The 19980-nt window shown below is 39.1% G+C and carries 17 protein-coding genes; 5 read left to right on the top strand and 12 right to left on the bottom strand.

From position 1 onward, the window contains the following. Positions 1-18: 18 nt before the first annotated feature. The 4 genes from MHB42_RS09620 to MHB42_RS09605 form a co-directional block, all read right to left on the bottom strand. Positions 19-1404 (bottom strand): sensor histidine kinase, encoded by a 1386-nt coding sequence (locus tag MHB42_RS09620; RefSeq protein ID WP_340805738.1) that lies wholly within the window; start codon positions 1402-1404, stop codon positions 19-21. Next, positions 1401-2075 carry a response regulator transcription factor gene (locus tag MHB42_RS09615; protein WP_340805737.1) on the bottom strand — a complete coding sequence of 225 codons (675 nt, stop codon included), beginning with the start codon at positions 2073-2075 and terminating at the stop codon, positions 1401-1403. Before MHB42_RS09615 ends, MHB42_RS09620 begins: the two co-directional genes overlap by 4 nt. 161 nt (positions 2076-2236) lie before the next feature. Then, positions 2237-3300, bottom strand: a protein-coding gene (locus MHB42_RS09610) for an IS630 family transposase (RefSeq protein ID WP_340808510.1) whose coding sequence is annotated in 2 segments (ribosomal slippage) — positions 2237-2776 and positions 2779-3300 — 1062 coding nt in all. Because the reading frame shifts where the segments join, the coding sequence is not laid out codon by codon here. Between the two features lie 65 nt (positions 3301-3365). Continuing rightward, the gene (locus tag MHB42_RS09605) at positions 3366-5399 is read right to left on the bottom strand and encodes a sensor domain-containing protein (protein WP_340805736.1); all 2034 of its coding nucleotides are present in this window, start codon (positions 5397-5399) and stop codon (positions 3366-3368) included. A gap of 763 nt (positions 5400-6162) precedes the next feature. Between MHB42_RS09605 and MHB42_RS09600 the strand changes: the two genes are divergently transcribed. After that, positions 6163-6711 (top strand): GNAT family N-acetyltransferase, encoded by a 549-nt coding sequence (locus tag MHB42_RS09600; protein ID WP_340805735.1) that lies wholly within the window; start codon positions 6163-6165, stop codon positions 6709-6711. Between the two features lie 58 nt (positions 6712-6769). On the opposite strand, the gene MHB42_RS09595 is transcribed toward MHB42_RS09600, so the two are convergent. Beyond that, positions 6770-7846, bottom strand: a complete 1077-nt coding sequence (locus MHB42_RS09595) for an undecaprenyldiphospho-muramoylpentapeptide beta-N-acetylglucosaminyltransferase (RefSeq protein WP_340805733.1) — start codon at positions 7844-7846, stop codon at positions 6770-6772. Between the two features lie 166 nt (positions 7847-8012). On the opposite strand from MHB42_RS09595, the gene MHB42_RS09590 reads away from it, so the two are divergent. Then, complete coding sequence (locus tag MHB42_RS09590; protein ID WP_340805732.1) at positions 8013-8660, top strand: cyclase family protein; 648 nt, start codon at positions 8013-8015, stop codon at positions 8658-8660. Between the two features lie 39 nt (positions 8661-8699). Here MHB42_RS09590 and MHB42_RS09585 read toward each other — a convergent pair whose 3' ends face one another. The 6 genes from MHB42_RS09585 to MHB42_RS09560 all read right to left on the bottom strand — a co-directional run bounded on the left by MHB42_RS09585 (position 8700) and on the right by MHB42_RS09560 (position 16881). Beyond that, positions 8700-11657 carry an EAL domain-containing protein gene (locus MHB42_RS09585; RefSeq protein WP_340805730.1) on the bottom strand — a complete coding sequence of 986 codons (2958 nt, stop codon included), beginning with the start codon at positions 11655-11657 and terminating at the stop codon, positions 8700-8702. 222 nt (positions 11658-11879) lie between these two features. Further along, on the bottom strand, positions 11880-12512 hold the full coding sequence (locus MHB42_RS09580; protein ID WP_340805728.1) for a CAP domain-containing protein: 633 nt from the start codon (positions 12510-12512) through the stop codon (positions 11880-11882). A gap of 323 nt (positions 12513-12835) precedes the next feature. Then, on the bottom strand, positions 12836-13738 hold the full coding sequence (locus tag MHB42_RS09575; protein WP_340805727.1) for a CobW family GTP-binding protein: 903 nt from the start codon (positions 13736-13738) through the stop codon (positions 12836-12838). Positions 13739-13809: 71 nt separating this feature from the next. Beyond that, positions 13810-15324 carry a lmo1851 family serine protease gene (locus MHB42_RS09570; RefSeq protein WP_340805726.1) on the bottom strand — a complete coding sequence of 505 codons (1515 nt, stop codon included), beginning with the start codon at positions 15322-15324 and terminating at the stop codon, positions 13810-13812. Positions 15325-15606: 282 nt separating this feature from the next. Beyond that, positions 15607-16350, bottom strand: coding sequence for a polysaccharide deacetylase family protein (locus MHB42_RS09565; RefSeq protein ID WP_340805725.1), 744 nt, complete (start codon positions 16348-16350; stop codon positions 15607-15609). A 60-nt stretch (positions 16351-16410) separates the two neighbouring features. After that, positions 16411-16881: a hydroxymyristoyl-ACP dehydratase gene (locus MHB42_RS09560; protein WP_340805724.1), complete on the bottom strand. Its 471-nt coding sequence runs from the start codon at positions 16879-16881 to the stop codon at positions 16411-16413. A gap of 150 nt (positions 16882-17031) precedes the next feature. Between MHB42_RS09560 and MHB42_RS09555 the strand changes: the two genes are divergently transcribed. Further along, positions 17032-17649, top strand: coding sequence for a LysE family translocator (locus MHB42_RS09555; protein ID WP_340805722.1), 618 nt, complete (start codon positions 17032-17034; stop codon positions 17647-17649). A 27-nt stretch (positions 17650-17676) separates the two neighbouring features. Here the strand turns inward: MHB42_RS09555 and MHB42_RS09550 are convergent, their stop codons facing one another. Next, positions 17677-18102, bottom strand: a complete 426-nt coding sequence (locus tag MHB42_RS09550) for a DUF7832 domain-containing protein (protein WP_340805721.1) — start codon at positions 18100-18102, stop codon at positions 17677-17679. A gap of 49 nt (positions 18103-18151) precedes the next feature. On the opposite strand from MHB42_RS09550, the gene MHB42_RS09545 reads away from it, so the two are divergent. Then, the gene (locus tag MHB42_RS09545) at positions 18152-19000 is read left to right on the top strand and encodes a stalk domain-containing protein (protein WP_340805720.1); all 849 of its coding nucleotides are present in this window, start codon (positions 18152-18154) and stop codon (positions 18998-19000) included. A gap of 139 nt (positions 19001-19139) precedes the next feature. Further along, complete coding sequence (locus MHB42_RS09540; RefSeq protein WP_340805719.1) at positions 19140-19967, top strand: copper amine oxidase N-terminal domain-containing protein; 828 nt, start codon at positions 19140-19142, stop codon at positions 19965-19967. Positions 19968-19980 lie beyond the last annotated feature (13 nt).

Here is a 19980-nt window from a genome sequence, read left to right as displayed (position 1 = left end):
ATAAAGCATAGATTTTTCTTAATATTTTAGCGGAATTTTTAATGAGAAAACGGTTCCAACATTTACTTCACTCTTGACTTCTACTGAGGCATTATACTTTTCAAGCAACATCTTCGAAATACTCAGCCCTAAGCCTGTCCCACCAATTTGCCGATTTCGGGCTTCATCCACTCGGTAAAAACGATCAAAGATAAATGGGATATTCTCTTCTGCTATTCCTATACCATTATCCGCAATTTCTAAACACGCATAATTACCAGCCATTGACAGCGAAAGCTGAATCTCAGGTATTTTTTCACAATAACGAATTGCGTTCTCAATGATATTGCGAACGATTTGACTAAGTGCATTTTCCGTTATAAATAATGGACCGATTTCGTCCTTTTTCGACAGCGTCATGCGCGCCTTTGGGTATAGCAATGCCATCTCCTCAATGACTGCCTCAATAACGGCTGGCGCATCTGCTGCACTTGCCTCATCCTTTTCTTCTCGCCGTGCCAGCTCTAATAATTCCTCTATCATTTTACGCATACGAGCAATTTCTGTCAGCGAAGTATCAATGGATTCCTCTAATATAGCTGGATCATTCTTCCCCCAGCGCTTTAACAAGGATAGATGCCCTTCAATCGCTTGAATCGGCGTGCGTAGCTCGTGGGAAGCATCTGCCACAAATTGCTGCTGCTGTGTAAAGGAAATTTGCAGCTCATTCATCATCGCATTATACATTTTCAATAAATCGCCTATTTCATCATGTGATGTATAGGTTAATTGAATGGGCTCCTTAAAGCCTTGATCCATCACTGTTTTCATAGAGGCACGCAAGGCATGGAGCGGCTTCATTAAGTAATTAGCAAGGTAATAGCCAATCGAGCCTGATACAATCAATGCCCCTAGCCCTGCGATCAGCATGGCTGTCAGCAAATAATGCATCAGCGATTGAAAGCTTGTTAATGGATGAATCACCTGAATATAGCCCTGGAAAAAGCCGAGCTGGATCGGTTCATTCACCACAAGAGCATCCTGCTTATCAATGGTCATCTCCACTATTTCCTGCATGGTAGTTAATGGTGCAGCAGAGGATGCATTGTTAATACGCAATATTTCAACGCCATCTCTATTAAACATTCTGACCGTTTCATCGCGATCAACAATGGATTCTAGCAAGCCTGTATTTTGTTGGATTTGCTGAATTGTAATATTCGGACCTTGAGATTCTAAAAAAGAGCTAATGTCCTTACTTGTGCGTATGACTTTACTCTCCTCCTCATGTAACAGCCATGTATGAAGGAACACATAGACAACAACACAAATAATCGTATAGCTAATAAAAATGACGCTGCTTGATGTAAGCATCCATTTCTTTTGCAATGATTGGCGACGCAAATAGTTTTTTAAGCTTGTCATTCGCGCATCACGTACCCAACCCCACGAACGGTTTCAATATAGGCATTCATATCACCTGGCAGCTTTGTGCGTAAATGTCTGATATAGACGTCTACTACATTTGTTTCAATATCTGTGTCATAGCCCCACACAGAGGTTAAAATTTGCTCACGTGTACACACCCGATTCTTATGCTCAATTAATAGTTTGAGTAAATCATATTCTGTCTTTGTTAGGTCAAGTTTATTCCCCTGTACAAAAACTTCATAGGCGGCTGTATCCATGTGAATATCACGGAAATGCAAGGATTCACCAGTGGATGGCTCTGGTGTTACACGGCGTAAAATTGTACGGATGCGAGCCAGCAGCTCCTCGATAGCAAAAGGCTTCACGATATAGTCATCCGCTCCTGCGTCTAAGCCTGCCACACGATCCATCACAGCATCTCTTGCAGTTAATAGCAAAATCGGCACTTGTGATTGTGTGCGAATACGCCGACAAATTTCAATGCCATTAAGCCCCGGCAACATCACATCGAGTAGCAGTACATCGAAGCTTTTAGCCGTTGCCAAGGCAAGCCCCTCACGACCATCATAGGCAACAGTGACCTCATAGCCCTCATGCTGCAATTCTAGCTCCACAAAGCGCGCAATATGTTTTTCATCTTCGACCAATAATATTTTTTTAGGCATCTGATCACCTTCTATTTCAAAATAATATCCCTCTTATTGTTATAGCATATTATGAAATAAAAAGTCCGTTATGCGATTGTTAAAATAGAACAATATAAAAAGTCTGCCTTGCAAGACAGACTTTTAGTGAATTTCTGAAATATATATACGGTGAAAGAAAATTAGAGTTTCAAGCACAGCCTATTCACCGTATTTTCAGGTGTTTGATTAATCATTTGGATAAAGCCTTGGACAGCACGTTGAATCTTTCCGACATTTGAGTAAAAGACATTGTGGATCACCGTTGTCTTCATCCATTTCCACAGTCCTTCGATTAAATTTAAATTGGGACTGTACGGCGGAAGGAACAGAAATTCAAAGAAATCTTGATACTTTTCTAAAAATGGTTGAATCAATTTCGCATGGTGTATGCGCGCATTGTCTAATACCATCACGATGCGTTCATTCGGATAACGAGCGATGACTTTTTCTAAAAAACTTAGGAATTCAACAGCGGTATATTGTTCTTCTTGCACGCAAAATACATCGCCCGTTTCGTAATCCAATGTACCAATTAGCTTAACCCCTTGATGTCGGCCATATGTTGGAATGATTTTTTGTTGACCTTTAAGAAACCACGTGTTGGAAATCGCTTGGTAATCACGGATCATTGACTCGTCTTCAAATAAAATACGATCAATTTGACCATGAATTAGTTTTTTTTCGCCTGTTCAAATTTTTCAAGGAAAACTGCTTGTTTGAGGGGGTCTGCTTTTTCCAATGTATACGTTGGTTTCGTATAACTTAAACCAAGACGGTACAATAAATCACGTGTCCCACGTACAGAAAAAGACACACCAAATGTTCGCTCAATCCAATCGCGAAGAAGAGGCGCTGTCCAGTTCATTTCAACGGGAAAACCAGCATCTTTAGGCGTTTGGTTGACAATTGTCGCGACGACTCGTGCTTCTTGTTCAGCCGTTAAATGACGCTTTCGACCAGGTTGTTTTTTACGTCCAAGTCCAGCGATCCCTTTTTCACAATAAGCTTTGCGATAATTGAACAGCGTCGCTAAAGAAAGACCTGTATAGTCGACAATTTTTTCATACGATTCGCCGGAAAGTAACATATAAATCACTTGGTAGCGAACGAACATTTTATGATTGTTTTCTTCTTTCATGACAAGCTTTAATTCTTCTAAAGCAGCAGGAATTTGTTCTTCAGGAATTAGGACAATTTTACGCATCATTTTTCTCCGTTTCATATCTATTAAGAATAGTATACAGGAAAACGAAGAAAAAGAGTGTAAGTCTAAAAGTTAATCACCTTATATATAGATAGATTATTTTTGCCTGATTCCTTTGATTTATATAATGCTTGGTCCGCTAAATCCATTAATGCCTCTAATGTTTCAGCGTGGTCTGGATAATAGGCGATACCCATCGAGGCTGTTGGTGTGAAATGACAGTCATCAATCACCCAGCCCTCCGCTAGCTCATGGCGAATACGGTCAATAATATGCATCATTTGCTCATGCCTTTTGTCCTGTTCTGTTGTTAAGCCTGTTAACAGGACAATAAACTCATCGCCACCCACACGAATGACCAAATCATGGCTACGCACTGTTTTACTTAATGTATAACCAAATCGTTGAATAAAAGCATCCCCTGTTTCATGACCATAGCGATCATTAACCTCTTTAAAATCATCGCCATCTATAAAGAGCATTGCCACACATGTTTGATTAGCCTGTGCCTCAGCCAAAATTTTCGGAAACTCCTTTTGAAGAAAGCGTCGATTTGGTAGCTGTGTTAATGAATCATGGTAGGCTAGGTATAGCAAATCATTTTCTCGTTCTTTGCGGTGTGTAATCTCCCTAGAAACCATCATAATTTGTGATACCTTTTCACGCTCAGGGTCATGGACAACGGTTACATTACTTTCTGTCCAAATCGGTGTGCCATCCTTTGCCTTCAATAATAGCTCAAAGCGCGCATCCGTCTGACCTGTATAATTATTTAAAAAGGTTTGCCATGCAGCCTTGCTTTCATCATCTACAATATCGCTGTAAAATTGCCCTTGCAATTCAACATTTTCATAGCCTAAATACATGCGATACGATGGTGATGCATAAATAATAATGCCATCCTCATTTGTAATCACAATTAAATCATTGGTATTTTCCGTAATTAATCGGAATGTACGCTCAATATTTTTTAATTCGGTGAACATTCTTTTCTTATCTGTAATATTATAGTTAATGCTTAAAATTTGCTCCAGCTCACCAAACTCATTTTTCAACGGAACAATCGTTGCCTCCACCCAATAATCAGCATGGTACTTGGTGCGGTAGCATAGCTCTCCTTGCCACATCTCTCCTGCCTCAAGCTTCTCAGCAATCGTTTGTAAAAAGTTAAGAGAATGATGACGCGGCTCAATAATATCATACGGCTGGCCGATTAATTCCTCTGCTGTATAACCAGAAGCATGTAAAAACATTTCACTGGCTTCGATAACCGTGCCTTCATGATCTAATAACGCAATGGCTGTTGCCGAATTTAAGGCAGCCTTAAACACTTCCAGTCCATGCGACTTTGAGCGTAGCTCTGCCTTCTGTTGAGCATTTTGTGTGCAATCTTGCATCATCAAAAAAATGGCAAATGAATGATCAACCTGCATCACAGGCGATAACGATAATAAATACATGCGCTCCTGCCCATCTAATGTATGCAGTTTAATAAGCTTTTCGCTCACATTTTTACCCGTTGCTGCCTTTTGTAGATAGCGCTTAATTTTATATGCCTCATCCTTTGGAATAATCGGCAAATCAATAAGTAGCTGTTGTTTTATGCTGTCATGATTTAATTGGAAGTCCTCCATAAACCTTGCGTTTGCCTCATAAATCATGCCCTCTGCTGATAGCATAAGCGTTGAGAAAAAAGCGTGGTCAAGCATCGACTGCATAAATAAAAATTTATCTTCAATGCTACGATCATATTGAATTTCCTTCGTAATTGCTAAAATATAATCCTCGTTTTTATAGCGCAATGGTCTAACAGAAGTTTCATATTTACGAACCTCTGACTGCACATATGCATAATCTACATAGTCGACCTGACTGCGCTCTGTTATTGCTTGATGGTAGCTTTTCTGAATAGTTGAAGCGTAGCGGCTGGACATAACGCTTGATAGCATTTTTCCAATTGCCTCATTTGATAACAGTTCTTGAGCTGCTTGGTTTAAGCGAATATATTGATAATCGTCCCCTACCTTTTTCATCAGAAAAACAAAATCTTTACCGATAAATAATTCATTAAAAAAATCTTCGCTTAAAAGATACTCCATACTGTCACCCCCAGAAAAACCAGTGCTATCAAAATCAATATGCTACTATTTGGCTTATTTATCTCAAAATGAATACTACTATTATAACATAAAATTTAAAAATTACCTTTCAAGAATTAGAGAAATTAAATCCTTTAAGGGTATTTTTTGCTATATTCCCCATTATTACAAAATAATATCCTACTAAAGAAATACATTCACCTTACTAGAATCATTATATGCACAGTCAGCCAACAATAGCATAGTAGATGTGTCGGAGTACGGCTTGACTTCAATAGAAGGAAGCGTCTGAAAAGTCATGTTTGAAACGCCTCCTTGCTGAGTGTTCTATAAAAATATTCATGTATTTTTCATGCAATACGCGATTTTCAACGGTTAGCGCTCTATGCTTCTCTAATAATTTATGACAAAAAACTATTTTTTTGCATAAATTCGTCAAAATAATGTCTAAAACATGCAAAAACAGGGTAAAGCATAATAGATCGCTGCAATATTCGCTGTTTTATCAGAATTTACTGACTATTAAACTTAAATTTTTGTTTTTACGAGCAAAAAGATTGCATTAAGCAGTTTTTATGATATATTATATTTAAAAAACTACCTTTTTTTCGGTATGGTAAAATCAGTAAGACAGCGGGAGATTATGGAATATCATAGTTATAACGTCTAGTTCTTTGGGTTTTAATTCCAGTACGAATATTAGTTTTCTTCTTTATGCTTTTAAGGAATTGTTTGAACTACCCTAGTAAAGGAGGCGTTTCGTATGCTTAAACATCGAGACCTGCATGAATGCACAGAGCTTTATGAACTATTATCACACCCTTCTGTATTTCCCTTTGTCCGTCAAAAAGCCACATCTGCGGATGAGTATTGGTTTATGACAAAACAACTGATTGAGGAGGAAGCAAGAGGTCTTACTATCTCCAGAACCATTACAGATGACTGGGGCCAACCAATCGGCACGATTAGTATTCATGATATTGAAGACGGTGCTGGCTTCTTAGGTACATGGATTGGGCTTCCATATCAAGGAAAAGGCTATAATCAGAAAGCCAAGTTACTTTTTTTGAATGAATTATTTTTTGACTATCATTTCCATACGGTATTTCTTCGAATTCGAGTTGAAAATATAAAATCACAGCGCGCTGCGTTAAAGCTACCTTATGTAGTAGAGGCGAATGACAGTCATCCAACATTACTAGCACAGGTCAATAGCGGCGAAGCGCAATTTAATTTATTTAAAATTCCAAAAGATTTATTCTATCTAACAACTGCACATGAAATGCAGGATGGTGAAGAACAAGCAATGTAAGCAATCGTAAGAAGCTATAGGTGTTACTGCCATATAGCTTCTTTTATTTTGACAATCATTATTTTTTATAGCGCAAAATAAGCGCTGCCATTTCATCGGGTGTTTTCGGCTTTAGTGTTTTCTCCATCACTGCCACCATATCTTCCTTACGCTCCGTTAGTGTACGAACCGATTTCAAAAAGGATTCCTTTGTCAGCTCCTCTTCCTGTAGCACCTCTGCATAGCCTTGTTTTTTAAATAAATTCGCATTTAAAATTTGGTCGCCACGGCTTTTTTGTGCAGAAAGCGGCACTAATAGCATCGGCTTATGTAGCGCTAAAAACTCAAAAATCGAATTAGAGCCTGCACGCGATACAATATAGTCTGCTGCATGCAATAAATCAGGCAGCTCTGTTGTCACATATTCAAACTGCTTGTAGCCGGGCATTGCAGCTAATGCTTGATCAGCATGCCCTTTGCCGCATAGATGAATAATATAAAACTGCTTTAATAGCTCTGGTAAATTTTTACGTAATGCCTCATTTAACACAACAGAGCCTAAGCTTCCTCCCATTACTAATAACACTGGCTTTAATGTCGTAAAGCCACACAATGCCAGCCCTCTTGCTCTATCTCCTTGAAATAGCTCTGGGCGAATAATAGAGCCTGTGCATGTTGCTTTGTCCTGCGGTACATGCTGTAATGTTTCCTCAAAAATGGTGAAAATATGCGAGGCAAAGGGTAATGCGATTTTATTTGCCAAGCCGGGTGTTACATCTGATTCATGAATGACTACTGGCACACCTGCAAGCTTAGCAGCCATGACAACAGGAACCGAAACAAAGCCACCCTTTGAAAAGATTACTTGCGGCTGCACCTTTTTTATAATACGAAACGCTTGCATCACGCCCGCTAACACTTTAAAGGGGTCTGTAAAATTTTTCATAGAGAAATAACGACGGAGCTTCCCGCTTGCAATGCCATAAAACGGCACATGCGGAAATGCCTCGCCAATCAATTCTTTTTCAATACCTTCATCTGAGCCAATATAATGGACATCATAACCTAATTCAAGTAAAGACGGAATGATCGCTTGATTTAATGATACATGGCCCGCTGTCCCTCCACCGGTTAAAATGATTGTTTGTTGTTTCACATAAATTCTCCTATTCCTTAAAAGCCATCGTAGTGAATACTACTTTCAATCTTCTATTTTACTATATGCCAAAGAAAAGATATAGATGAAGCACGAAAATTTCAGCCTTTCGCACTTGAAATGGTACAATAATAGCAGCTTAAATCAATCATGGTGAGGTATTTTTATGAAGATTATTGACTTAACGCATACGCTAACAGAGCATATGCCCGTTTTCCCTGGTACAGCTCAGCCAGCATTCCATGTTATTTGCCAGCACCAAACAGATGGCTTTAAAGAAACCTCTCTAACCATCACCTCCCACACTGGTACACATATGGATGCGCCTAACCATATATTTGCCGATAGAACAACATTGGATGCCATTCCAGCAGAGCAATTTATAGGCAAAGGCTTGGTAATTGACTGTCAGCATGTACAGGAGGGACAGCGCATTACAATGGACAATATTCATCCCGTCAAGGAGCGAGCCGATCAAGCAGATTTTCTATTATTTTATACTGGCTGGGAGCGCTATTGGGGCTCAGCGCACTATTTTGGGAACTATCCAGCCATCACTGAGGAAGTGGCGGACTACCTTATTCAAAGTAAGAAAAAGGGTGTTGGGCTTGATGTCATCAGCATTGATGCCCTGACAGATGCAAACCTAACCATTCATAAAAAAGTGTTAGCGGATACGGATTTTATTATTGTAGAAAATTTAACGAATCTTGGACAAATCGGTTATGACCTCTTTACATTTTGTGCGTTACCAATGAAGTATCAGGATGCAGATGGTGCGCCTGTCCGAGCGATTGCTATTTTAACAAGCTAAAAATCGCCTCGCTCCATTATCAGGAGCAGGCGATTTTGTTTATTCTTTTTTAAAAAATGCTTCCATATCTTCATAAATAAATGGTGTTCCTGTAATTTTTTCATGCTGATGATGCAGGGCTGTCATTCGATGAATAATCGGTGCTAGCTTTCCTTCATCCTCAGCCTTTAGCTGAAATGCCACACCATAGGAATAGATTTGATAGTGTTCCTCTAATGTCCATCTAAATGTTCCTTCGATATGGAAGGGCTGATCCATTAACGTAAAGCTAAATTGAAATTTCATGGTTTGATTAATAGGTAGTTTAAGTGATGAGCAAATTTTCATGCCACCTAAGCTAATATTTTCGATTAAAATCGGTGTACGCCCAATATTGATTTTTTGCTGATTCATTTCAACTATCGTCATAGAGCCTTGAACATAGGCTGGAAAGCGGAAGCGATAATACTTGCGCCGTTCAACAGCAGGCTTCTTATTCGATCTAACTTTTTGCGGTGTTAAAAAGCCTCGTGCTAGCATTGTGGCAAATGTTTTTGCAGGCACTGCCTTTGTGTAAATGTCGCCTTGGATATAGCTGCATTCTTGCTGCTTCAAGAAAATAAATTGGTCATAGCTCTCCACACCCTTTGCCACTACTTGAATGCCGAGCATTTTCGTTAAATAAATGGTTGTAGAAATTAGCCCATTTTCGATCGGATGGTCATGGCGAATTTGCCGAATAAAAGCCTCATAAATATGAATCGTTGTTGGGCGAAATGTGCGTAAAGATTCGAGGGAGGAATAGCCTGTGCCAAAATCACCAATGGCAATTTTCACACCAAGCGTTCGCAGCTCCTGCAGCACATTGCGTACACTTTTACTATTTTTGAGCATCGCACTTTCTGATACAACAAACTCCAAATAGTCTGCCTTTATTCCATGTGTTTGGATTTGCTCCTGCACAAATTTCACAAACCCTTTTTTCACTAGGTGAATAGGTGAAATATTGATGCTAATGGTGCGTAATACATGGCCCTGCTGCTTCCACTCTTGCAATAATGTGCATACCTTTTTAATGACCCAATCTGTAATAATATGAATCATATGATTTTCTTCCGCTAACGGAATAAACTCACCTGGTGATACAAGCCCCCATTCTTTATGATGCCAGCGAATTAATGCCTCTGCTCCATAAATAATACCTTTTTGCGGCTCCACCAACGGCTGAAAATAAAGCTCAAACTCCTCATTAAGCAAAGCCTGTCGCATATCTCGATTGAGCACAGATTGCTTATAGGAGGTAATATCCCCTGTCACGGCATGTATATAAAAATTATTGCGTCCTTGCTGCTGTGCATAGCATAAAGCCGCATAACCATTTTCCAATAAAATCGTTCTCGTTAAACCGTCCTCTGGATAAAAAACAATCCCAATATTTGCCGATACATGAAGCTGATAATCCTTCACGGTAAGGGCTGAATGAAAGAATTTTAATAAACGATTGGCAAGCGCATAGATTTTTTGTTTATTACTATATTTTTTAACAATAATCACAAAATGCTGATGGTCTAGTCGCGCTATATAGCTATGATCGTCCAATACTGTTGCACAATAATTAGTGACAACACGTAGCAGCTCATCGCCGATGTGAATACCTAGTCCATGGTGTACGATATGGAAGCGGTTAATGGATAGATATAAAAGCGCAAATGGCTCACTTGTTGTACATAAAGCATCCAGCTTACTATAGAGGCTTAGCTGATTCGGCAAGCCTGTCAGCTCATCATAGTACACTAAATAATTTAGCCGCTCCTCACGCTCAATTTCCGCTGTAATATCTGTTACTAAGCCAAAAATATGATTAACATCCCCCTGCTGATCCAATCGTGGCACAATTTGCTCCAGCAGCCATTTGATTTGTTGATCGCCTGTGATAATTCGGTAAATCACTTGATAGCTTTCCCCTAATGCGAGATGGTCTGTATACGCTAATACCTCCTCACGATGGGCAGGATGAATCAGATTAAGCCATGCTTCTGAATCTTTATAAAGCTGCTCTAATGGAATACCTAAAATGCCCTCTAGTCCTTTTGACGCAAAAAGCATATTCCCACGAATAGAATCCCTCATCCAAACGCCTGCATCTAGGTTGTTAAAAATATCGTGATAGTTTGCAAGTGTATCATTCAGCGTTTGCTCCATTAGCTTAAAGGATGTATGATCTTTGACAACACCAATCATTTTAAATGGCTGATGATCCTTCCAAATTATTTCTGCGGCAGCCTGTAAATAGCACAATTCATTTGTTTGACCATGATAAATGCGAAATTCACTGTCAAAATTCATGCCCTTGCAAGCAGCCTCAAATGCCTGATAGGTTCTTTCATAATCCTCTGGATGAATTAGTTGAAATGGCTGGTCAATGCTCACATTTTCCGAACGCTCAAAGCCGAAAATATGATAAAAATGATCTGAGCAATACAGCTTATCATGCTGGATAAAATACTCCCAGCTACCAACCGCGGCAATTTGCTGCGCATAGTTTAAGTGCTTTTCATGTAGCAGTAGCTGATGCTTCATTGCTGCATAGGTCGATATATCCTCCACAATTAAATAAATTCCCTCTGCTTGTCCCTCCTCATTTTTAATCGGAATAAATGTTAGGATCAGGCTAAGATTATGCCCTTGATGCTGAAGGCTTTCAATATCAAGCTTTGTTGATTTCCCCCGTAATGTTTGATTAAATGCTCGTTTTAAACGCTTATAATCTGCTGCTGTAAAAATTTGCTTAAAGTCTTCAGCATGGTTTGGCTCGTATTGTAAAAGTTGATAGAGTGCCTCTTGATTGACATAAATAATTTCACCGTCTGCCGCAAAGACAATCATCATATCAGGATGGTATTTTGCAAAGGATAAGGCATACGCAAATAACTGAGAATCCTGCACCGCCTCTACTGCCACTGGCTGTGCCACCACTTCTTTTGAAAAAAACTGCTTTAATCGATTCGGCTTTTTCATCCCTCTCACCCCTCCGTACTTTTTACCCACTACTAATTTAGTAATTCCCCAAAAATAGCGATTAAAAACTACTATTTTCTATTTTTTCTGCGAGGGTAGATGGATAGATTTGTGAAAGTGACGGATAGAACGTTCTAAGTGACGGATTGAGCCCCTATTTTGACGGATAGCCATAAAAAGATGCCCCGCTCAATAAGCGAGGCATCCTCCACAAGGATATGATTATTTTTGAATAAATTGTTGTGTCCAGTAGTTGCCTGATTGCACGTAGCCGACACCGATATGTGTAAATTTCGCATTTAAAATATTAGCACGGTGACCCGGTGAGTCCATCCACGCTTGTACGACTTCTTGCGGTGAACGTTGACCTTGGGCAATGTTTTCACCAGCAGCTTTATACTTAATGCCTAAAGCTTTCATACGATCAAATGGTGAACCAAATGTTGGGCTTGTATGAGAGAAATACTTATTTTTTTGCATATCTTGTGATTTTTCACGAGCTGCTGCCATCAATGGTGCATCTGTTTGAAGTGGCGCTAAACCAGCTTTTGTACGCTCAGCATTTGTTAATGTGACAACCTCTTGCTCAAATGCATTGACATCTGTTGATGGTGTAGATGTTGCTGGCGGTGTTGGTTGTGGCTGAGCTGGATTTGACACCTCTTTAGATGGTGTCGTTGGCTGTGGCTGTTTCACCGACCATTTATGATGATTAGACCATTTATAATTGTAAACGTTGCAGTTTGTTGATGGCTGTACGGAATTCTCCTCTGATGTATTGGCAGCAGCTGATGCGAATTGAATTGGAGCTGCTAAAAGAAATGTTGCACAAATTGCAGTAAGTGTTTTTTTCATGTTTGCAATTCCTCCTTCTCTGCCACTAATCGTAAAGGATAATTTCCTTTAAAATCTCACCAACATCTACCAGCTACACCAGCTCGTAAAGCCAGACGCGCAATAAAGGGATTTTTCCGCCCTATTTTTTAGCAGGTTTCACCAATCTATGAAATACTTACGTTTAAAAGAGTGTTGACACCTCTCCTAAACTAGCAAATAGCTTATGATAAAATGCATATTTTATTCATCTATATCGCGCTAATATTACAGTTATGTTACATTTATATTACATAAATATAAAAAAATCTGCGTAAATGTACATACGCAGATTAGGTATTTCTTCAATTAAAGCCAATAACAGGTATATCGCTTATATTTTCACCAATGATTACAAGCTTCGCTGGCATTTTTATATATTCAGGCAGCCATTGCACCATACCATATGCGTATTGGAATAACATTGGTTGCTGAATGCCCTGAATCGGCACATAGCCCTTCATTCGATAAACCGTATCAGGCAATGAGCGCACCCAATCCTCAAACTGCTCCTGTGTAAATTCCATGCTTGTAAAGTTAACTAAACGAGAGCCAAGCTGTAGCGTGCTTATTGGGGCTTGCACAATATTTTGTTTATCGACCTGTGCTGTTGCCTTTAAGCCTTCTAATAAATGCAACGGTACACGCCCATTCGTTGTTTGCAAAATAAAGGCATGTGGATTTAAGCCCTGTAGCTCGTAAATCGCCTGCCCTTGCTCTGCCTCTGTTAATAAATCCGTTTTATTTGCTACTAATAAATGGGCATGACGGATTTGTTCCATAAACAATGAGCGTACTTGTGGTGTCAGCGTATCGCGATGCAGCCACAGCTTTGTATCCACGACGGTCACAATTCCTTTTACATTTAATTGATCGGCAAAAAGCGGCGAATAAACAGCATCTAATGCTTCTACAGGATGGGCAGCACCCGTTGTTTCGATAATTAAAACATCAAAATTGCTATCGAATAGCAGTGATTGAATTTGTGCCTCTGTTTTTTCAGCGCCTGAGCAGCAAATACAGCCCTCTAGCATTTCTTTTAGCGGAATATCCTTATCGACTGCCTGTGAGTCAAATGGCAGCTTGCCAAGCTCATTCATGATTACAGCAGGCTTTAAATGCTTGTCCTTCAGCTGACGAATTACATCCGTTAGCAGTGATGTTTTACCACTGCCTAAAAAGCCACTAAATAAATATACGTCCTTCATCTCCATCATCCTCCAATAAAAAAAGCTGTCGCAGATGCCGTGAAAGACGACGATTGCGACAGCTGTACGGTTTAATTTGTAGTTTCCTCAGCCTTTTCTGCTGTTTCTAAAAGCAGCTCTTTTGCTTTTAATAGCTGAGGGTCATCTGCTTTAATTTTTGCACGTAAAGCATCCATTAATGCATACGTTGTATTTCCTGTTAAAATTCCTGTTTGTTCAAGGTTATTTGCTGCCTGTAATTGCTCGACAGCCTGCTCTGTTTGGTTATCAAACACGCCATCTACTTCACCAGGCTCGTACCCTAGCACCTGCAGCATTTCCTCTGCTGCCTTGATGGATTCGGACTGCATACCTTCCTTCATCTCTAAAGAAGCATTTAAGTATGGTAAGGAAGCATAGGATGGATACGCCACTTTGACATCAGGCTCAATTCCTTTTTCATTAATCCAGTTGCCATTTGGTGTTAACCATTTACCTGTTGTAAACTTCAAATTCGAGCCATCTCTTAATGGTGTTACATTTTGGACAGTTCCTTTACCAAAGGATGTTTCTCCAACAACTTTTGCTCCAACAGATTCCTTTAACGCACCTGCTAAAATTTCAGAGGCAGAAGCACTACCACCATCCACAAGAACGGTTACTGGTAGGTTATATTTTTTCCCACCAGTTGCATTGACCACTTGAGGCTCTTCTCCTTTTTCTTGTACCTGAACAATTGCTTTGCCTTCTGGTACAAATAAATTCGAAATATCCTCAGCTGCATTTAAGTAGCCACCAGGGTTTTGACGTAAATCTAACACAATGCCCTTCATGCCTTTTCCTTCATACTCCGCCAGCATTGTTTCAAGCTCTTTTGCTGTATCCTCACTAAATGATGTAATTTGGATATGGGCAATATTGCCGTCAAGCAGTTCACCATAAACAGTTTCTACTGGAATATCGTCACGAATAATCGTCATTTGAATTGGCTCTGTATTTTCTCCGCGTTTCACCGTTAATTTTACAGGTGTGCCCTTTTCCCCGCGAATAAGTGCCACGGCTTCTGTTGCACTTAAGCCTTGAATGCTTTTGCCATCCACCGTTAAGATAATATCTTTTGGTAGTAAGCCTGCCTTTTCAGCAGGAGAATTTTTAATAGGTGACACAACTGTAATAAAGCCATTACGCTCTTGAATTTCCGCACCAATTCCTTGGAAGCTAGAGGATAAGCCTGTGTTAAATTGATCTGCTTCTTCCTTCACCATAAAATCAGAGTACGGATCGCCTAGTGCATCAAACATTCCATTAATCGCACCGTCAACGACTTTTTCATCATCAATATCTTGATAGTATTTATTTTTTAGTAAATCAAATGCTTCATATAATTTGGTAAATTCCGCACGTTCAACAGGAACCTTTACTTCTACTACTTTTTTATCACCAAATGTTAACGCAAAAATCGTTAACCCTGCGGTAATCAGAATTGTAAAGAACATCAGCATAATAAATTTAAACGGCTTTAATTGTATAAATTGCCCCGCTGGTTTTACATCAACCTGTGTTGGCTCTTGCTGTTGCTCTGTACTATCTTTTTTCTGTTCATCCATCTTGATTGTCACCACTCTCATTTACACTAACTTGTTGTCACACTACTACCATCTTAACAGGTTATCTAGAAGACGAAAAGAAAAGACTGTCACAATTTCATGACAGACCTTGTCTTATCACACTTCCACTCAAACATAGGCATATAATGGTACTGCCTTTTTATTTTACCCGTTTCCTAGTAGCAGTCAACTAAAATATCAATCTATCTATTATAGAACGTATAACGCTGACTAAAAGTTGCCAATAAAAAATAGTGTTGAAGGAAGATGCCTTCAACACCATTATTGCTTCTTCACTTTTTTATGGGTATTTTGTATCTCCAGCAATTCCGAAACCGTCACAAATTGATAGCCCTGCTTTGCTAGCTCTGGCAAAATTTGTGCCAGCGCCTGCACCGTTTGCGTTCGATTGCCGCCACCATCATGAAACAGGACAATATTACCAGCCTTTACACCTTGTAGCACTGTTTGCACAATTCGCTGTACACCCGGGCTTTTCCAATCAAGTGTATCTAAATGCCATGACCACATTATTACTTGATAGCCCTCTTTTGTAATGGCCTCAATCATCGCATCTGTATAATAGCCTTCAACTGGTCGAAACAATGTTGGTTGATAGCCACTAATTTCAGCAATGACTTCATCTGTTTGCTTAATTTCCTTCATTAAATGGGGTACAGTTGCTTTTAAAGGATGTGTAAAGGTATGATTGGCTAATTCATGCCCTTCATCATACATACGGGTAATTACTTCAGGATTTTTTTGTGCATGTTGACCTACAATAAAAAAGGTCGCTTTCGCATGATACTTTTGCAGTAAATCAAGAATCGCTGGGGTATAGGTACGATGTGGTCCATCATCAAAGGTCAAGGCAATAATTTTTTCATTTGTTTGGATTTCCCATAAAATTTGCCCCGCTTCCTCATAATACTTTCTTCCTTTATTTTCAGAAGAGCTAGCTTTATGATAAGAAAACAATGTCACCATTAAGCAGATCGGCAAGAAAAACAGCAGAAATTTTTTCACAGTTTCACATCCCCAAATAATTGTTGTCCTTTATTATTTGAAGATTTACTAAAAAAATGCCTACATTTTCGTGGCCTGTTCAATGGTCCTATAATAGGTTAGTAAATTAATGACAGCCTGCGCTCTTTTATATTCTTTTTCGATTTTATAGGAAATGGCAAGAATGGCGATGCTTAAGCTAACAACAGCCAATGCCACTATTTGTAGCAGTGAAATCTCAACAATCAGCATACTCATCACAGCAGCAAGCAGGGTAAAGATAGCTAAAATCATACCGCTTAATAAAATAAACATAGGCTTTAAGCGCAGCAATTCATTAGCTTGCTGCTTCAGGCGACCAACAATATAATCTAGCTCCTTTACGGTATAGCGCTGCTGTAAAATCACAAAATAAGATGTATACACATCATGGTGAAGCTTTTTATCCAAAATATTTTTATGCATTTTTTTAATAAATTGATCACAGAAATCTTTATCCAATGCTTGCTCAGGTCGTAGCAATTTATGTTCGTTGTCTATGCTAGTAATCAAGCCTCCCCATCCTTTCACGATCATTTCCTTATAATATATGAACACATAAAGGTTGGTTATACCCTCTTATTTTTTATCGACAGAGCCCTCACTATTATACTATAATATTTGAGGCATTCCACCAAGATAATTAGAATAGGATGGTTACGTATGTTATCGTTTATGGCAATTGTTCTTTTATTATTTTTAATTCCGGGTCCTGCGGTCATTATTACTGTTACCCAAACATTAAAAGGTGGTAAAATGAATGGCATTTATACCGCTTTAGGGATTGGACTTGGCGATTTTGTGCATACATTAGCGGCTGTTCTAGGGCTATCCGCTATTTTAATGAAATCAGCGACAGCATTTGAAGTTGTCAAATATATCGGGGTTGCGTACCTTGTTTATTTAGGCATTCAAATGCTTCTTACAAAACCGAAAAAGCTCGAAAAGCCCACTGTCGAACAAAGCGCAACAAGCACCTCCTTCCGCCAAGGCTTTTTAGCAGAAATTTTAAATCCTAAAACAGCGCTCTTTTTCCTTGCCTTTTTACCGCAGTTTGTCCAGCCAAATGGACAATCCATTACTACACAGTTGCTTACATTAGGCATTACATTTGTTGTGATGAGCGCATTATATACCATTTTACTAGCAATTATGACTAGCTTTATTGGTGAAAAAATGTTTACAAAAACAAGCGGTAGCTCCAAATGGCTCGAAAAAACAGTGGGCTTTGTCTATATTGGCTTAGGCGTCCGCTTAGCATTGCAAACACAAAGTAAATAAAAAGCAAAAATCCGCGGATTTTTGCTTTTATTTGCTGTGCTGCCATTCCTGATAGCGCTGATCAATCACTGCCTTTAATGTCCAATAATTTTCCCATGTATCCTCTACAGCATACAGGGAATCATAGCTAGCAAATGTTTCCTCGTAATCTTGCAAATAACAGCCTTGTTCAAAATCAAAGTAACTCGCAGCAAATGCATTTCCCTCACGATTTAGCATATCATCCGTTAAAACACCATCCCATGCCTGATAAAGCTCAGTGCCTGTTAAGCGCCTTGCTTGAAAATGAACAATTTCTTCCCAACCGTCTTCCTCTAATTCTTCACTATATAGCTGGTTATCTATTAGCCAGCCCACAAACATCCCTGTATGTACATATGCTTGCTTGATCGCTAAATTAGCTGGAAAATCACCTTCAATATGATATTTTGCTTTATCATAAACAATTACCATCCAATATCATCCCTTTATAGTATAATTTTTAAAAAGGAGGTTTAACGCAATGAAAAAACCATTCATAGGTATTTTTACAGTATGCATGCTGCTATTGTGGGCATCTCCCGCCGATGCCGCAGCTATTCAAATCAAAATTGATCATGTGTTAGTCAAATCGGATGTAGCACCTGAAATGACAAATAATCGCACAATGGTTCCTCTTCGCGTAATTAGTGAAAACCTAGGCGCACAAGTTCACTGGCAAGACGCAAAAATCATCCTTACATCGGATAAGACAGTCATTCAATTACAGCCTAACAGTCATACCATTATCAAAAATGGTCAAACAGCACAGTTAGATGTGCAACCATATATAAAAAATAACCGTACCTTTGTACCTCTTCGTTTTATCGCTGAAACATTTGGCAGTCAAGTTCATTATAGCAATGGCATTGTTAGCATTACAAACGAGCCCTTGTTGCTTAACAATATAAAAATTCAAGCCCTTCGTTATGAATACCATATGACAATGGGCGGCGTTGTACAGGATATTCAAGGCAATGCCTATGTTAAAGAGCTTTCTAGCATCTTCCAAGTACAAAGAGGCACTCAAGTAGAAGCACCTGCTCACTATTCTTGGCAGCCAAATACGGATCAACTCGGTTCCTATTCCAAACAGGGTCAATATAATTTTAGAGGCGTTGATGGTCAAAATGTTCAGCAGTTTGATATATATTTGTTAAATCGAGGGTTCCCTATTGAACTATTAGAGGGCTACCCTACCGTATTACTGCATGATGTAACAGCAGATAAATGGTATATATTCACAGAAAAAGGCATGGATGCAATCGATCAACTTATTCATAATGCTATAAACAACGGCTTTAGCACAGTTATTAGTAATACAGTAGCTTAAGGTTCTATCCGTCTAGGGAGGAGCGCTATCCGTCACTTTAAATTTATAAAAATAGCAAAATTTTTCGTATATACCAAAGAATATTATGGTAAAATTGCGAGGTTAGTATGTGTTTTGAATTAAAGGAGGTTTTTTTGCAATGAAGAAGTTTTTCACGGGGATTATTGTAGCATCTATATTTTTGATGGCTTCCCCCACTGATGCCGCGACAACGCATGTTCAAATTGATCAGGTTGTCGTAAAATCCGATGTAGCACCCGAAATCAAAAATAATCGAACAATGGTGCCTTTGCGCGTGATTAGTGAAAATTTAGGCGCACAAGTACAATGGAAGGATGCCCAAATTACCCTTTCAACGGATGAGGCAACCGTTATTTTAAATGTAAAAAACAAGACAGTCATTAAAAATGGCAATGTGGAACAATTAGATGTGCAGCCATATGTAAAAAGCAACCGTACCTTTGTACCACTTCGCTTTATTGCGGAAACATTTGGCAGTCAGGTAGAGTACAGTCAAGGGAGCATCAGCATCACATCAACACCATTGCTGCTTGACAACGAGCAAATCAAAACGCTTCGCTATGAATACAACATGGCAAAGGGTGGAGAGATGCAGTTCATTAAAGGACATGCTTATCACCAAGCCATTTATAAAGTGCTTCAAGAGCAAAAGGGTGAACAAGTAGAGGCTCCTAAAGACTACTATTGGCGCTTTAATTTAGAAACAGTTGGCTCTTATACGAAGCTTGCACAGTATGACTTTTTAAACCAAGACAATACTAGTGTGGAGCAGTATGACATCTATGAATTAAATCAATCATTCCCTGCTGAGGAATTGGCACCGTATCCAACATTCCTTCTCCACGATTTCAACAAGAATGTTTGGTATGTATTTACGGAAAAAGAGCTGAAGGCGATCCAGCAAATTCTCGACAATGCCACAAACAACGGCTTTACAACGAAATAAGTCAATTAAAAAG

The sequence above is a fragment of the Lysinibacillus sp. FSL K6-0232 genome, assembly GCF_038008325.1.
GTDB lineage: Bacteria > Bacillota > Bacilli > Bacillales_A > Planococcaceae > Lysinibacillus.
Note: the sequence above shows the minus strand (reverse complement) of the source record. Positions and strands in the feature narration are given on the sequence as shown.